This window comes from Pseudomonas sp. TCU-HL1 (assembly GCF_001708505.1).
Classification (GTDB): domain Bacteria; phylum Pseudomonadota; class Gammaproteobacteria; order Pseudomonadales; family Pseudomonadaceae; genus Metapseudomonas.
This window is the reverse complement of record NZ_CP015992.1, coordinates 1,001,848-1,017,312: the sequence shown is the minus strand read 5'-3', so window position 1 is coordinate 1,017,312 and position 15,465 is coordinate 1,001,848. Positions and strand designations below refer to the sequence as shown.

16 protein-coding genes are annotated in these 15,465 nt (G+C 64.6%); 4 read left to right on the top strand and 12 right to left on the bottom strand.

The window, feature by feature from the left end; genetic code table 11:
* Positions 1-27 precede the first annotated feature (27 nt).
* Together THL1_RS04715 and THL1_RS04710 are read right to left on the bottom strand one after the other, a co-directional pair.
* Positions 28-306, bottom strand: coding sequence for a hypothetical protein (locus THL1_RS04715; protein WP_069082181.1), 279 nt, complete (start codon positions 304-306; stop codon positions 28-30).
* A gap of 78 nt (positions 307-384) precedes the next feature.
* On the bottom strand, positions 385-630 hold the full coding sequence (locus THL1_RS04710) for a YdcH family protein (protein ID WP_069082180.1): 246 nt from the start codon (positions 628-630) through the stop codon (positions 385-387).
* Positions 631-820: 190 nt separating this feature from the next.
* On the opposite strand from THL1_RS04710, the gene mscL reads away from it, so the two are divergent.
* Positions 821-1,231, top strand: a complete 411-nt coding sequence (gene mscL, locus THL1_RS04705) for a large-conductance mechanosensitive channel protein MscL (protein ID WP_069082179.1) — start codon at positions 821-823, stop codon at positions 1,229-1,231.
* A 124-nt stretch (positions 1,232-1,355) separates the two neighbouring features.
* Here mscL and THL1_RS04700 read toward each other — a convergent pair whose 3' ends face one another.
* The 3 genes from THL1_RS04700 to THL1_RS04690 form a co-directional block, all read right to left on the bottom strand.
* Positions 1,356-2,918: a TerC family protein gene (locus THL1_RS04700; protein ID WP_069082178.1), complete on the bottom strand. Its 1,563-nt coding sequence runs from the start codon at positions 2,916-2,918 to the stop codon at positions 1,356-1,358.
* Positions 2,919-3,196: 278 nt separating this feature from the next.
* Positions 3,197-3,673, bottom strand: coding sequence for a DUF934 domain-containing protein (locus THL1_RS04695; protein WP_069082177.1), 477 nt, complete (start codon positions 3,671-3,673; stop codon positions 3,197-3,199).
* Positions 3,670-5,340, bottom strand: coding sequence for a nitrite/sulfite reductase (locus tag THL1_RS04690; protein WP_069082176.1), 1,671 nt, complete (start codon positions 5,338-5,340; stop codon positions 3,670-3,672). Before THL1_RS04690 ends, THL1_RS04695 begins: the two co-directional genes overlap by 4 nt.
* A gap of 305 nt (positions 5,341-5,645) precedes the next feature.
* On the opposite strand from THL1_RS04690, the gene ccoN reads away from it, so the two are divergent.
* Both ccoN and THL1_RS04680 read left to right on the top strand, forming a co-directional pair.
* Positions 5,646-7,082 carry a cytochrome-c oxidase, cbb3-type subunit I gene (gene ccoN / locus THL1_RS04685; RefSeq protein ID WP_069082175.1) on the top strand — a complete coding sequence of 479 codons (1,437 nt, stop codon included), beginning with the start codon at positions 5,646-5,648 and terminating at the stop codon, positions 7,080-7,082.
* Positions 7,075-7,320 (top strand): cbb3-type cytochrome c oxidase subunit 3, encoded by a 246-nt coding sequence (locus THL1_RS04680; RefSeq protein ID WP_145928257.1) that lies wholly within the window; start codon positions 7,075-7,077, stop codon positions 7,318-7,320. Before ccoN ends, THL1_RS04680 begins: the two co-directional genes overlap by 8 nt.
* Before the next feature lie 99 nt (positions 7,321-7,419).
* Here the strand turns inward: THL1_RS04680 and THL1_RS04675 are convergent, their stop codons facing one another.
* A complete protein-coding gene (locus tag THL1_RS04675; protein WP_069082174.1) occupies positions 7,420-8,196 on the bottom strand; it encodes a ferredoxin--NADP reductase in 777 nt (258 codons plus the stop codon).
* Positions 8,197-8,279: 83 nt separating this feature from the next.
* On the opposite strand from THL1_RS04675, the gene THL1_RS04670 reads away from it, so the two are divergent.
* The gene (locus tag THL1_RS04670) at positions 8,280-9,404 is read left to right on the top strand and encodes a methyltransferase (protein WP_069082173.1); all 1,125 of its coding nucleotides are present in this window, start codon (positions 8,280-8,282) and stop codon (positions 9,402-9,404) included.
* Between the two features lie 163 nt (positions 9,405-9,567).
* Here THL1_RS04670 and THL1_RS04665 read toward each other — a convergent pair whose 3' ends face one another.
* From THL1_RS04665 to THL1_RS04640, 6 genes are all read right to left on the bottom strand, one after another.
* The gene (locus tag THL1_RS04665) at positions 9,568-9,708 is read right to left on the bottom strand and encodes a DUF2474 domain-containing protein (RefSeq protein WP_069082172.1); all 141 of its coding nucleotides are present in this window, start codon (positions 9,706-9,708) and stop codon (positions 9,568-9,570) included.
* 9 nt (positions 9,709-9,717) lie between these two features.
* Positions 9,718-10,725: a cytochrome d ubiquinol oxidase subunit II gene (cydB, locus tag THL1_RS04660; RefSeq protein ID WP_069082171.1), complete on the bottom strand. Its 1,008-nt coding sequence runs from the start codon at positions 10,723-10,725 to the stop codon at positions 9,718-9,720.
* A gap of 2 nt (positions 10,726-10,727) precedes the next feature.
* Positions 10,728-12,167, bottom strand: a complete 1,440-nt coding sequence (locus tag THL1_RS04655) for a cytochrome ubiquinol oxidase subunit I (protein ID WP_069082170.1) — start codon at positions 12,165-12,167, stop codon at positions 10,728-10,730.
* 341 nt (positions 12,168-12,508) lie between these two features.
* The gene (locus THL1_RS04650) at positions 12,509-13,090 is read right to left on the bottom strand and encodes a nucleotidyltransferase family protein (protein ID WP_069082169.1); all 582 of its coding nucleotides are present in this window, start codon (positions 13,088-13,090) and stop codon (positions 12,509-12,511) included.
* Positions 13,091-13,254: 164 nt separating this feature from the next.
* Positions 13,255-14,226: an XdhC family protein gene (locus THL1_RS04645; RefSeq protein ID WP_069082168.1), complete on the bottom strand. Its 972-nt coding sequence runs from the start codon at positions 14,224-14,226 to the stop codon at positions 13,255-13,257.
* A gap of 17 nt (positions 14,227-14,243) precedes the next feature.
* On the bottom strand, positions 14,244-15,464 hold the full coding sequence (locus THL1_RS04640) for a cytochrome c (RefSeq protein ID WP_069082167.1): 1,221 nt from the start codon (positions 15,462-15,464) through the stop codon (positions 14,244-14,246).
* Position 15,465: the final 1 nt, after the last annotated feature.

Genomic DNA, 15,465 nt, shown 5'->3' with positions numbered 1-15,465 from the left:
AAAAACGAAAGGCCGCATGATAGCGGATCAGCCCCGGCAGCCGCCCCCACAGTTGCAGCACTGGCCGCTGGCGCGCCGGCGCTGCCGTTCCAGGTCCTGCTGCAAGGCGTCCAGGCGCATACGCAGGCTGGTCAGGTTGGAACCGTCGTCCGGTTCGCTGCCTTCCTCCACGCGCTGGATTCGGAGTTGCAGCAGATCGTACTGCTGTTGCAGGCGGTCCAGGCGCTCGTTGGCTTCCTGGCGGTCAGGGGAAGGGGACGACGCGGACGAGAGGTCCGCGCCGGACAGTTTGAGAGTGGCAGGCATGGGACAGGCTCCAGATGATGAGTGCCGCAGCCTATCCGGTGGCCTCCCGGCGCCCGTTGACCCCGGTCAAGAAGCCCTTCAGCCTCTGGCGCTCTTGAGCATCCGGGCGATTTCGTCCTTCAGGGCGACCCGTTGCACCTTCAAACCATGCAAGGCGTTGTCGTCGAGGGCCTGATTGCCGTCCTCGACTTCGTAGATACGCGAATCCAGGTTCTGATACTCCCCCGCCAACCGGGCAAAGTGCGCATCGCTCTGCATCAGCGAGCGCATCGTGTCCTTGAACTCGGGAAATTCACGGTTGAGCGGGTGATGTTCTAGTGGCATGGCAGCGACCCTCCTCTTGCAGCCTCCCTCTCAGGCTAGACCAGCGGCCGCCGCGCGAAAGCGCCGCCTGACGGAATCCACGCGCCAGTGCGCTAGCATGTGCGCCCGCACAGGGAGGTCGCCTTGGCTGGCAGCCTTGACCGTCTGAATTACACTTCAGCGTTAAATCCAGAACCTCAGGGAGTGAAACATGAGTCTGCTCAACGAATTCAAAGCCTTCGCCGTCAAGGGCAACGTGGTCGACATGGCCGTGGGCATCATCATCGGTGCAGCTTTTGGCAAGATCGTCTCGTCCTTCGTGGGTGATGTGATCATGCCGCCCATTGGCCTGCTGATCGGCGGGGTGGACTTCTCCGACCTGGCCATCACCCTCAAGGCAGCCGAGGGCGATATCCCGGCAGTGGTGTTGAGCTACGGCAAGTTCATCCAGACCATCCTGGACTTCGTGATCGTGGCCTTCGCGATCTTCATGGGGGTGAAGGTGATCAACAAGCTCAAGCGCGAAGAGGCTGCGGCCCCGGAAGCCCCACCCGCGCCGACCAAGGACCAGGAGCTGCTGAGCGAAATCCGCGACCTGCTGAAGTCGCAGCGGGACAAGTAGTCCAGAAGCGCCGGAGGCGCCTGGTTGTGGGAGCGAATTCATTCGCGATCGCGCCGGGCACCAGCAAGAAGGGCCGCATCGCGGCCCTTCTTCATTTCGCGACTGAAGTCGCTCCCACAGACCATCAGCTCACCTGGGCTATGGGTTTGAGCAGCAAGCGGTTCACCCGTCGCTCTGTAACCTCGATCACCTGCAACTGCCAGCCCTCGATTTCCAGGGCATCGCCAGTCACCGGCAGGCGGTCCAGCAGGCTCATGGTCAGGCCGGCCAGCGTCTGGTAGTCCTCGCCGGGCCTGGCGGAGAACCCCAGGCGCTCGCCGAGCAGGCTAAGGGTCACCGCACCGCTGACTGTCCAGCCCCCTTCGCAGGGCTCGATGTCCAGACCGTCCACCTCGCTGGCGTCGGGCAGTTCGCCCGCGATGGATTCGAGGATATCCGTCATGGTCAGCAGCCCCTCGAAACCGCCGAACTCGTTGACCACGAAGCCCACGTGAGTAGAGGCCTTGCGCATTTCTTCCAGGGCAGTCAGCACCGAGGCGCTTTCCGGCAGATTCGGCGGAATTCGCAGCAATTGCTCGATTTCCAGCCCTTCACCCTGCAGCAGTTCACGCAGCAGTTCTTTCTTGTGCACATAGCCCAGAGGCTCGTCCACGTCGCCACCACGGATCACCAGCAGACGCGAGTGCGGCGAACGCAGAAGCGCGCCGCGGATGCTTTCACGCGGTTCGGCCAGGTCGATGCGTTCCACGTCGCTGCGATGGGTCATCAGGGTGCGAATCGGGCGGTCGGCCAAACCCAGCACGCCGCTGATCATGATCCGCTCACGACGATCGAAGGGCACCTTGCCAATATCGTCGCCGTGCAACAGGTCGGCGATGTCCTCGCCCACCTCTTCGGCCTCCACACCACGGCCGCCCAGCAGGCGTAACACGGCATGGGCAGTCCGCTCACGCACGCTGCGGTCGCCCTGGAGCTGGCGCTTGCGGCGCCAGCGCACCAGCTGGTTGGCGGCCTCGATCAGCAGCGAGAAGCCGATGGCGGCGTACAGGTAGCCTTTCGGGATGTGGAAGCCCAAGCCTTCGGCGGTCAGGCTGAAACCGATCATCATCAGGAAGCCCAGGCACAGCATGATCACCGTGGGATGGGCGTTGACGAAGGCGGTCAGCGGCTTGCTGGCGATGATCATCAGGCCGATGGAGACCACCACGGCGATCATCATCACTTCCAGGTGTTCAACCATGCCCACGGCCGTGATCACCGCGTCGAGGGAGAACACCGCATCCAGCACCACGATCTGCGCCACCACCGGCCAGAACAGCGCGTAGGTACGGCTGCCGCCCTGGCTGTGGACCCGACCTTCCAGGCGCTCATGCAATTCCATGGTGGCCTTGAACAGCAGGAACACACCACCGAACAGCATGATCAGGTCACGGCCGGAGAAGCTCTTATCGAACACCTCGAACAGCGGCGTGGTGAGGGTGACCAACCAGGAGATGCTGGCCAGCAGGCCCAGGCGCATCACCAATGCCAACGACAGGCCGATCAGCCGCGCGCGGTCCCGCTGATGGGGCGGCAACTTGTCAGCCAGGATGGCGATGAATACCAGGTTGTCGATGCCCAGGACGATTTCCAGGACGATCAGGGTCAAGAGGCCCAGCCAGGCCGTGGGGTCAACTATCCATTCCATTGGGGTCAGGCGCTCGAACCAGGTTTACGGGCAGGCGCGAACCACGCCTGCGGGCGTTGCATCGACATGCACGAAGAGTAGGCAGCGGGGAGCTGTAATTCGAATCGGCGTGCGCAGACGCCAGTGGGGAGGGGGACGGCCGCACCCGGGGTTGCAGGGGGCGGCTTACAACTATCGCTGTCCATTGGTTTCCAGTTCGGATAAACGAACTGCGAATGCTAGGTCAGAAAATCAGCAACTCTAAGCGAGGAATTTTTACCATTCATGTACGAAATCTCTTAGCGCCTACGAAATAGAGGCTTTGGCTCGATCACCGAGCGCCCATACAGCACGCTCACACCGGCCAGCCCCTTGAGTGCGTCTTCGACGGATTTGTCTTCACGCACGGCGAAGGCATCGAAACCGCACTGGCGCATGTGGCTGAGCTGGTCGCGCAGTACATCGCCTACCGCACGCAGCTCTCCGCGCCATCCCAGGCGGGTACGCAGCAGGTAGGCCTGGCTGTAGCCGCGACCGTCACGGAAGTTCGGAAAGTCCACCGCGATCAGCGGCAGATCGCCGGCCAACGGCGCCAGCGGCTCCACTTCATCATCCGGCTGCAGCAACAGCCCGTCGCGGCCGCCGCGCTCGCGCCAGAGCGCCAGCGGCAGGACCAGCTGCCCGTCAGGCAGGGATTCTCCTGCCTCGCGAACGAGGGTCCAGGGGTCCTCCACCAGGCGAGCTTCACCGTCCACGAGCTTGATCAGGTTGTTCATGCCGATACCTCCAAGCGGGCGTAGACCCGTTCCTTGAAGGGGTCCAGGCCGATACGCCGCACGGTGTCGACGAAGCGCTCCTCCGGCTCGCGGTAATCGCGGAAGGTTTCCACAACCTTTCCGATCACATCCGGCACCTCGTCGGCACTGAAGGAAGGCCCGATCACCTTGCCCAACTCGCTGTCCATGCCCTGAGCGCCGCCCAGGGTGATCTGGTACCACTCGCTGCCACCCTTATCCACACCGAGGATGCCGATGTTGCCGATGTGGTGATGCCCGCAGGCGTTCATGCAGCCGGAGATGTTGAGACTCAGCTCACCCAGTTCCTGCAACGCCAGCGGGTCGACAAAGCGCGCCTGAATGGCCTGGGCGATGGGGATGGACTTGGCATTGGCCAGGGAGCAGTAGTCGCCACCCGGGCAGGCGATGATGTCGGTGAGCAGGCCAATGTTGGCGGTCGCCAGGCCCTTTTCGCGGGCCAGCAGCCAGAGCGAGTGCAGGTCGGCCTTGCGCACGTCGGGCAGCACCAGGTTCTGTTCATGGGCGATGCGGATTTCGCCAAAGCCGAAGCGCTCGGCCCAATCGGCCACGGCCTCCATCTGGATATCGGTGACATCGCCGGGCGGGGCACCCGGCCCGGGCTTGGTGGACAGCACCACGGCAGCATAACCCGGCACCTTGTGCGGTTGCAGGTTGCGCGCGCACCAGCGGGCGAACTCCGGGTCCCGTGCCAGTTGACTGCCAAAGTCGAGGTCAGTGTCATCCAGCCGCGCATAGGTCGGCGCATCGAAGCTACTGGCGACCCGTTGGTACTCAGTCTCCGTCAACTCGGCCGGGCCGTTCTTCAGGTACTGCCATTCGGCTTCCACCTCGCGGGCAAAGGCCTCGATGCCCAGTGCCTTGACCAGGATCTTGATCCGCGCCTTGTACTTGTTGTCGCGCCGGCCATGGCGGTTGTAGACCCGCAGGATGGCTTCGACATACGACAGCAGGTGGCGCCAGTGCAGGCCGTCGCGGATCTGCTGGCCAAGAATCGGCGTGCGTCCCAATCCCCCGCCCACCAGCACCCGCAGGCGCATCTCGTCGGAATCGTCGCGATACAGGTACAAGCCGATATCGTGCATCTGCACTGCTGCGCGGTCCTGCCCGGCGGAGCAGAGGGCGATCTTGAATTTGCGCGGCAGGAAGAGGAACTCGGGATTGATCGTGGACCACTGGCGCAGGATTTCCGCCAGCGGGCGCGGGTCCAGCAACTCGTCAGCGGCGACCCCGGCGAAGGCTTCGGTGGTGATGTTGCGTACGCAGTTGCCGGAGGTCTGGATGGCGTGCATCTCGACCTCGGCCAACTGCTGGAGGATGTCCGGCACCTCGGCCAATTCGATCCAGTTGAACTGGATGTTCTGCCGGGTGGTGAAGTGGCCGTAGCCGCGATCGTGCTCGCGGGCGATGCGCGCCAGGCAGCGGAGCTGGTTCGACGACAGCGTCCCGTAAGGAATGGCGACCCGCAGCATGTAGGCGTGCTTTTGCATATAGAGGCCGTTCTGCAGGCGCAACGGCAGGAACTCTTCCTCGCTCAGTTCTCCGCTGATGCGCCGCGCCACCTGGTCGCGGAATTGCGCCACGCGCTCCTGCACCAGGGCGCGGTCGTAGTCGTCGTAGTGGTACATGCAAGCGGCTCCAGCAAGGCAGGCGGAGCCGTCACTATGGCCAGCAGGGCTGCCTATAAACAGCGCCAGTTTCAGTGTGAAAAACCGTATCAGATCAGCCAGGGATTCAACTTCCGTAGGAGCGAGCTCTGCTCGCGAAGGCCCGGTTCGCGAGCAGAGCTCGCGCCTACAGGGACCTCGGTGGTTACCTGCAGAGACGGCCCCCAGTCTGAGCACTAAAAAGTACGTTTATCTGAGTCTGTTTCCCCGGCAACGGGATTTCCAGAATGACGGCCGCTCAGTCCTCCCAACCGAAAGGCTCGCACATGAGTACCGCACTTCAGGCACCCGCCTACGACTACAAGGTGGTTCGCCAGTTCACCCTGATGACCCTGGTCTGGGGCATCGTCGGCATGGGCATGGGGGTGTTCATCGCCGCCCAGCTCGTCTGGCCGGACCTGAACCTCAATCTGCCCTGGACCAGCTTCGGCCGCCTGCGCCCACTGCACACCAATCTGGTGATCTTCGCCTTCGGCGGCAGTGCGCTGTTCGCCACCAGCTACTACACGGTGCAGCGCACCTGCCAGGCGCGGCTGTTCGGCGGCGGGCTTGCCGCCTTCACCTTCTGGGGCTGGCAGGCGCTGGTGGTGATCTTGCTGGTCACCCTGCCTCAGGGGCTGACCACCACCAAGGAATATGCCGAGGTGGAGTTCACCGGCGCGGTGTGGATGGGCATCGTCTGGGTCGCCTACGCAGTGGTGTTCTTCGGCACCGTGATGAAGCGCAAGACCAAGCACATCTACGTGGGCAACTGGTTCTTCGGCGCCTTCATCCTGGTCACGGCGATGCTCCACGTGGTCAACCACCTGGCCATTCCGGTGAGCTGGTTCAAGTCCTACTCGGTTTACTCCGGTGCCACCGACGCCATGGTGCAGTGGTGGTACGGCCACAACGCCGTGGGCTTCTTCCTGACCACCGGTTTCCTGGGGATGATGTACTACTTCATTCCCAAGCAAGCCGGGCGTCCGGTGTATTCCTATCGGCTATCCATCGTGCACTTCTGGGCGCTGATCACCCTGTACATCTGGGCCGGTCCGCACCATCTGCACTACACCGCCCTGCCCGACTGGGCGCAGTCCCTCGGCATGGTGATGTCGATCATCCTGCTGGCTCCCAGCTGGGGCGGCATGATCAACGGCATGATGACCCTCTCCGGGGCCTGGCATAAGCTGCGCGACGACCCGATCCTGCGCTTTCTGGTGGTCTCTCTCGCCTTCTACGGCATGTCCACCTTCGAAGGCCCGATGATGGCCATCAAGACGGTCAACGCGCTGTCCCACTACACCGACTGGACCATCGGCCACGTGCACGCCGGGGCGCTGGGCTGGGTGGCGATGATCACCATCGGCTCGCTCTACCACCTGATCCCCCGGCTGTATGGCCGCGCGCAGATGCACAGCACCGGTCTGATCAACGCGCACTTCTGGCTGGCCACCATCGGCACCGTGCTCTACATCGCCTCCATGTGGGTCAACGGCATCACCCAGGGCCTGATGTGGCGTGCGGTCAACGAGGACGGCACCCTCACCTATTCCTTCGTAGAGGCTCTGGAAGCCAGCCACCCCGGATTCGTGGTGCGTATGGTGGGCGGCATCTTCTTCGTCACCGGCATGCTGCTGATGGCCTGGAACACCTGGCGCACGGTTCGCGTCGGCGATGTGCGCACCACCGAAGTGGTGCCGCAGGCGGTCGCCCATGGATAGCGAAGGCGCCTATGCACTGCTCAGCCTGGCCGCATTGGCGTTCTTCTACCTCACCACCCAGGCCTGCCTGGGGGGCCGCGACCAACGCCAGCTGGACGAAGCCACCATGCTGCCGTTTGCCGACGACGAACCCGTGGCCCGGCGCATGGAACGCGCCACCGGGCGCAGCAGTACCGGGTGCAGTTGCCCAGGGAGGTGTGATGGGGGTTGTGCGAGCCGGGTCGAGATGGAGGCGTGAATCAGGGGCTGCTATGCAGCCCTTTCGCGAATGAATTCGCTCCCACAATGAAAGGCATCCGGTGCCCCCTGTGGGAGCGAACTCATTCGCGATGCCTCTCTACCAGTAATTCTCCACTGCCACTTGCCCCGGTCGACGGGTCAGGCTCAGGTTCATGTCACGCGTTTTCAGCACGGCACGCGTGTCATCGATCATCTGTGGGTTGCCGCAGAGCATCACGCGGGAATGTTCCGGGATCAGGTCGAGGCCCGCGGCGCGTTCCAGTTCGCCGTTCTCGATCAGGGTGGTGATGCGCCCGTGCAGCGCGCCGGAAACGTCCTCGCGGGTCACCACGGGGATGTACAGCAGCTTCTCGGCCACGCCCTCCAGGTAATCGCGATTTTTCAGGTCGTCGATCAGCGGCTGGTAGGCCAGTTCGGCAGCCTGGCGCACGCTGTAGACCAGGATGATGCGCTCGAAGCGTTGCCAGACTTCCAGGTCCTGGAGGATCGACAGGAAGGGCGCGAGGCCCGTCCCGGTGGCCAGCAGCCAGAGGTCGCGACCGTCGACGAAGCGGTCGAGGGTGAGGAAGCCGAAGGCCGTCTTGTCGACCATCAGGGTGTCACCTTCCGCAAGGTGCGACAGTTCGCTGGTGAACTCGCCCCCCGGTACGACGATGGAGAAGAATTCCAGGTACTCATCATGGGGCGCCGAGACCATGGAATAGGCGCGCCAGACCGTGCTGCCGTCGGCCTTGGTCACGCCCAGGCGGGCGAACTGGCCGGCGCGGAAGCGATAGCCCGCGTCACGGGTGGTACGCAGGGTGAACAAGCTGGGGGTCAGGGTCTCTACTTCCAGCAAGGTCTGACGGGTGAACTTCTCTTCGCTGGCGGTCATACTCCGCTCCCACTCATTTCCGATTCGTTCGAAGGCCGTCCCAGTGTCGCGCAAAGCGGCCTTCAGAAACACCGCCGGTTCTTATGCCTATATTTGCTACGCCTTTCGCCCAGCTCGACCTCGTTCGCCAGCCCGAGCAGCAGGACGACCCGCTGCAGGCCTTCGACGCCGCCGACGAATACCTGCTCAGCCACCTGCATGAGCAGGGCCTCACGAGCGATACGCGCATCCTGGTGCTGAACGACAGTTTCGGCGCCCTGGCCGCCAGCCTTGCCCCTCACGCGCAGGTCACCAGCAGCGGCGACTCCCACCTGGGCCACATCGCCCTGCAGCGCAACCTGGCGCGCAATGGACTGGAGGCCGGACACGTGCGTTTCGTGCCCGCCAGCGAGGTGGCCGAGGGTCCGTTCGACCGGGTACTGATCCGCGTGCCCAAGACCCTGGCGCTGCTGGAAGAGCAACTGATCCGCCTGCATGGCCAACTGGCTCCCGGCGCGACCGTGGTCGCTGCGGGCATGGTCAAGCACCTGCCTCACGCCGCAGGCGAACTGCTGGCGAAATACATCGGCCCGATGCAGCCGTCCCTTGCCGTGAAGAAAGCCCGCCTGCTGATCGCAACGCCCGAGCAGAAACCGGCCATCGCCTCGCCCTACCCCACCCGCTACCAGTTGGACCAGCCACGCCTGACGCTGATCAACCACGCCAACGTGTTCTGCCGCGAAGGGCTGGATATCGGCACTCGCGCCTTCCTCCCGCACCTGCCGCGCAGCCTGGCGGACATCCGCGCGGCGGACCTGGGCTGCGGCAACGGCGTGCTCGGCATCGCCTACGCCCTGGCCAACCCGCAGGCGCAGATGACCCTGATGGACGAGTCGTACATGGCAGTGCAATCAGCGCGGGAAAACTGGCAAGCAGCGCTGGGCGAACGCCCCGTGGATATCCGCGCCGGCGACGGTCTGGCCGAACAGCCGGCGGACTCGCTGGACCTGGTGCTGTGCAATCCGCCCTTCCACCAGCAGCAGGTGGTGGGCGACTTCCTCGCCTGGCGCATGTTCGTGCAGGCGCGCAATGCATTGGTTGCAGGGGGCGAGCTGTGGATAGTGGGCAACCGTCACCTGGGCTACCACGCCAAGCTCAAGCGCCTGTTCCGGGGGGTGGAGCAGGTGGCGGCCACGCCGAAATTCGTGGTGTTGAAGGCGAGCAAATAACTCCGTGCGGGGCCTGACTACCCTCATCCGAACGCGGCCCGCCCCGGCCCCTCTCCCAAGGGGAGAGGGGTGACTCACGCCGGTCAGCCCTAGGCACGGACAGCCCCCTCTCCCTCTGGGAGAGGGTTGGGGTGAGGGAAGCTGACGCCCGCTCGGACTTACCTCACTGCGTACTCAACCCCGCCGCCGTCATGACCATCCGCAACAGGTAGGCCACCGCGCCCAGGGCCAGCACGCTGAGGGCCCAGATGCCCACCAGCCAGCCCAGGCGCTTCCACAGGGGCTTATTCTCGGCGTTATCCACAGGCCTCTCCTAGTGGTAACCGTCTTCCTGGGTCACCTTGCCGCGGAACACGTAGTAGCTCCACGCGGTGTACATCAGGATGAACGGGATGATGAACAACGCGCCCACCAGCATGAAGCCCTGGCTCTGCGGCGGAGCGGCGGCCTCCCAGATGGAGATGGACGGCGGGATCACGTTCGGCCAGAGGCTGATGCCTAAGCCGCTGTAGCCGAGGAAGATCAGCACCAGGGTCAGCACGAAAGGCGCGTGGTGGGCGTTGTTGGCCACCGCGCGCAGCAGCGCCCAGGTGCAGATCAGCACCAGGATCGGCACCGGCATGAACCAGAACAGGTTGGGCAGGCTGAACCAGCGCGCGGCAATGTCCTCATGGGCCAGCGGGGTCCAGATGCTGACGATGCCGGTGATGCCCAGCAGCACCAGCACCAGCGGGCGCGCCAAGTCGTGCATCTGCTGCTGCAGGCGGCCTTCGGTCTTCATGATCAGCCAGGTGCAGCCCAGCAGCGCGTAGGCGGCGATCAGGCCCAGGCCGCAGAACAGCGGGAAGGGTGCCAGCCAGTCCAGCGAGCCGCCGGCAAAGGTGCGGCCCACCACCGGAATACCTTCGATGTAGGCGCCGAGCGCCACGCCCTGGAAGAAGGTGGCGGCGATGGAGCCGCCGATGAAGGCCTTGTCCCAGAGGTGACGCTTGGCCGGTTTGGCCTTGAAGCGGAACTCGAAAGCCACGCCACGGAAGATCAGGCCCAGCAGCATCAGGATCAGCGGCAGGTAGAGCGCGGAGAGGACCACCGAGTAGGCCAGCGGGAAGGCGCCGAACAGGCCGGCGCCGCCGAGTATCAGCCAGGTCTCGTTGCCGTCCCAGACCGGCGCGACGGTGTTCATCATCACGTCGCGCTCGCCGTCATCCTTGACGAAGGGGAAGAGGATGCCGATTCCGAGGTCGAAACCGTCCATCACCACATACATCATCACGCCAAAGATGATGATGATGGCCCAGATCAGTGAAAGGTCGACGCCCATGTTCAATTCCTCGGCAGGGTTGCAGCGTTGTCGTCATCGTCCATGCCCTCTTCGGTCGCCGAGAGCGGGCGGGCGGGGGTTCGGTGCTGGCCGGGGCCGCCGATGCCCTGTTCCTTGCCTTCGTCGGTGACCGGGCCCTTGCGCACCAGGCGCATCATGTAGCCCAGCCCCGCGCCGAAGAGCACGAAGTACACCACCACGAAGCTCACCAGGGTCAGGCTCATCTGGCTGACGCTGTGATTGGACGCTGCCTCGCTCGTGCGCATCAGGCCATAGACCACCCAGGGCTGGCGGCCCATCTCGGTGGTGAACCAGCCGGCAAGAATGGCGATCAGCCCGGAGGGTCCCATCCACAGGCACAGGTAGAGGAACGGCCGCGAGCGGAACAGCCCGCCGCGCCAGCGCAGCCACAGGCTCCAGACGCCGACCAGGATCATCAGCAGCCCCAGGGCGACCATGATACGGAAGGACCAGAACACCACGGTGGAGTTGGGGCGGTCTTCCTTGGGGAAGTCCTTCAGTGCCGGCACCTGCTTGTCCAGGCTGTGGGTCAGGATGAGGCTGCCGAGGTAGGGAACCTCCACCTTGAAGCGGGTTTCCTCGCGTTCCATGTCCGGCCAGCCAAAAAGGATCAGCGGGGTGGCTTCGCCGCTGCTGTTGTCCCAGTGGCCTTCCATCGCGGCGATCTTCACCGGCTGGTGCTTGAGAGTGTTGAGGCCGTGCAGGTCGCCGATGAACGCCTGTACCGGGGCCACGATCAGCGCCATCCACATGGCCATGGAGAGCATCTTGCGGATCGCCGGGTTGTCGCGGCCGCGCAGCAGGTGCCAGGCCGCCGAAGCGCCGACGAAGAAGGCGGTGGCGAGGAAGGCGGCGGTGGCCATGTGCAGCAGGCGGTAGGGGAACGACGGGTTGAAGATCACCGCCAGCCAGTCCACCGGCACCACGCGGCCATCGATGATCTCGTAGCCTTGCGGGGTCTGCATCCAGCTGTTGGAAGCGAGGATCCAGAAGGTGGAGATGATGGTGCCGATGGCCACCATCACCGTGGAGAAGAAGTGCAGGCTCGGCCCCACGCGGTTCCAGCCGAACAGCATCACGCCAAGGAAGCCGGCCTCGAGGAAGAAGGCGGTCAATACCTCATAGGTCAGCAGTGGCCCGGTGACGGCCCCGGCGAAGTCGGAGAAGGCGCTCCAGTTGGTGCCGAACTGGTACGCCATGACCAGGCCGGAGACCACACCCATGCCGAAGTTCACGGCGAATATCTTCGACCAGAAGTGATAGAGGTCGCGGTAGACCTCCTGCCCGGTCTTCAGCCACAGTCCTTCCAACACGGCGAGGTAGCTCGCCAGGCCAATGGTGATGGCCGGGAAGATGATGTGGAACGACACGGTGAAGGCGAACTGCATTCGGGCGAGATCGAGAGCCTCCAATCCGAACATGGCGAATCCTCTAATCAGGTTGATACGGGCACGGGCCCCGCGCAGCTCCCTTGTGTACAGGAGCCAGGCCGAGCCGAATTGTTCTTGTGGGGTCTGCTGCGACTGGATGCGGGCCAGGTCGACCCTTCACAAATCCGCGCCAAGGGTTTTGACGCGGATCAAGCAATGCATAGAGATTAGCCGTTCAAGGCTTTCTGGAAGCTGTGGTTCGTTGCCGCGCGACAGGTTGCCGCGCGGCCGACCGCCGCATGCCTGTCAGGGCCGCTGCGCGGCCTTTCGCGAATGAATTCGCGCCCACAGGAAAGGCGTGGCGCGCCAGGCGCGAGTCACCCCTCTACCTTTCAGGGAGAGGGGTCGGGGGAGAGGGCTGCTGGGCTGTCCACGTCGCGTAGCACCCCCGGATCGTCCACCCCGACCGCCACCCAGGCAGCGGCATGGGCACGCAGGACCCGGCGCGCGCCTTCGTCGCCCGTGAGCGCCTGCAATTCAGGCCAGAACTCCCGGCCAAACAGCACGGGATGACCGCGTTCATCATGGTGGACGGGGAAGACGATACGGCTCGACGCGGCCTTGGCCACCAGCGCGCAGAGGGTGGATTCGGCGATCCAGGGCATGTCGCCGAGCAACACGGCGATGGCCTCCCCTTCTCCGCCCGCCAACGCCCGCGCACCCGCTGCCAGGCTGTGGCCCATGCCCTGCCCGGCGTCTTTGCAAAGGATGATATTGCAGCCTTCCGGCAGCCCCAACTCCGCCGGATCGTCCTCCGGGCGCAGCACCAGGTGAACCTCGTCGAACACCACCTGCGCCCGCGCCAGGCTGGCGGCCAGCAGGGTGTGGCCGTCAGGCAGGGTGGCGCGGCGCTTGTCGCTGCCAAAGCGGGTGCCGAAGCCGGCAGCAAGGATCAGGGCGGGGACAGTGGGCATGCATCAACTCCCGAGGGCGATGAAACTGTAGGGGTGAACTCATCCACTGTAGGGGCGATTTCAATCGCCAAGCAGGCCGAAGGTCTGCCCTGCAGGACCGAAGGGGGCAGCATAGCTGCCCTTGGCGAATGAATTCGCCCCTACAAAAGAAAAGCAGGCCTGCCTTAAACCCTCTCCCGCGCAATCCCATTGCGCACTCGCAGGATGTCCGCGAGCACCGCCAAGGCGATTTCGGACGGGGTCTTACTGCCCAGGTTGAGGCCGATGGGCGCGATGATGCGGGCGAGTTCCGTCTCGTTCAGGCCACCCACCCGGCGCAGGCGCTCCATGCGTTTGGCGCTGGTGGCCATGGAGCCCATCACGCCGATGTAGAAGGCCTCGGTGCGCACCGCCTCGATCATCGCCAGGTCGTCGATCTTCGGATCGTGGGTCAGGGCGACCACGGCGGTATCGGCATGGCAACCACCCTGGCGGATGAACTCCGACGGCAGTTCGCGACGGATTTCCACGCCCGGCAACTCGACGCCCTGCAACGCCTCATCGCGCGGATCGCAGAGCACCACTTCGAAGCCCAGGCTCTGGCCGAACTCGGCGCACACCTGGGCCACGGAGGAATAGCCCGCCAGCAACAGGCGCTGGGCGGCGCCGACGCGAAGGTGAAGCAGGTCGCCCTGGCGCTCCACTCGTGGGCCGTGCTCGCGGTCCGGCAGCAGGCGGCGCGCGCCGTCGGGCAGGGAAACCTCGCGAATCAGCCGGCGCTGGCCGGCCAGGGCGCTTTCCAGCTCGCGCAGGTGGGCCTGGACGTCGCAATCGGCGGGCAGGTTCTCCACCAGCACGTCGAGAATGCCGCCACAGGGCAGGCGGATCGACGACTGGGTGTCACTGCCGTCGCCGTAGCGCACTGTTTGCACCGGTTCGGGGAAGGCTCCGGCGGACAGGCGTTCGAGGAAATCATCTTCCACGCAACCGCCGGACAGCGAACCGATCCAGTGACCGTCGGCGGTGGCCGCCAGCAGCGAGCCCGGCGCGCGAGGCGCCGAGCCGTAAGTGGCCAGGACGGTGCAAAGCCACACGCGCTGGCCGGAAGTCGACCACTCCAGGGCCTTGCGCACGACCAGCAGATCGAGGTGTTGCATCGTGGGGGATACCGTTATCAGTGGGACGGGGCTTCGCTGCGCAGTTCCGCCACCCGCTCCGAGCTTACCTCGCCGTCGAGGCCACCCCAGGTCTGGCGCAGGTAATTGAGCAGGTCGCGCATCTGGCCGTCGTCGAGTTTATCCCTGAAACCGGGCATTGGCTGCATCCGTTCGAAGCCGGTGAACTGCTGCTCGCGAATGCCATCGTCGATCACTCGCTGCAGGTTGCGGGAATCCGCCAGCCGCAGGGTTGTATTGCCATTCATGGCCACTGCCACATGGGGAACGCCCTCGCCTGCCGCGCCATGGCAACCGGCGCAGACGTTGAGGTAGTCCTGGCGACCGCGAGCGGCGCTTTCCCCTAGTTCCGCCTCGGCCACGGCGGCGATCTTGCGTGGCGTCGGCGGTTGTTCGCCCAGCAGGTAAGTGGCCATCGCTCGGTGATCGTCCCGGGGCAGGTACTGGGTGCTGTGGTGCAGCACCGGGTACATCTCGTTGAACACCGAGCCCTGGTCGCTGATGCCGTGCTTGAGGAAGGTGGTCAGGTCGTCCGTGGTCCAGCCACGTTCGGCGAGGTCCCTGGCCAGCAGGCTGGGTGCCTCGTAACCGAGGATCACGCCGCCGGTCATGCGCAGGTCCTGCTGCAGGGCGCCAACGGCGTTGCGCGGGGTATGGCACTCGCCGCAGTGGCCGAGCACTTCCACCAGGTACTGGCCGCGCTGCCATTCCTCGCCCTTGCCGTCAGCCGGTTCAAGCTGCACGCGGTTCTTGTAGAGCATGTTCCAGAAGGTCATGCCGAAGCGCACGTTGAAGGGAAAGGCCAGTTCGGTCTTCGGGCTCGGCTTGGCGATGGGGTCCAGGCTCATCAGGTAGGCGTAGATGGCGTCGGAGTCGTCACGCTTGAGCAGGTGATAGGAGGTGTAGGGCATGGCGGGGTAGAGTTTGCCGCCGTCCTTGCGCTCGCCTTGGGTCACCGCCTTGAAGAACTCGTCGGCACTGTAGTGGCCGATGCCGTGTTCCTTGTCTGGGGTGATGTTGGTGCCATAGATGGTGCCGAACGGTGATACCAGCGGCAGGCCACCGGCGTACTCGGCGCCACCTTCGATGCTGTGGCAGGCCACGCAGTCGGCGGCGCGGGCCAGGTACTTGCCACGCTCGATCAGCGCCTTGTCCGCCGGCTGTTCAGCGGCCTGGGCGGTCAGGGGCAGCAGCAGGGCCGCGAGGAGTAACGAACGCATC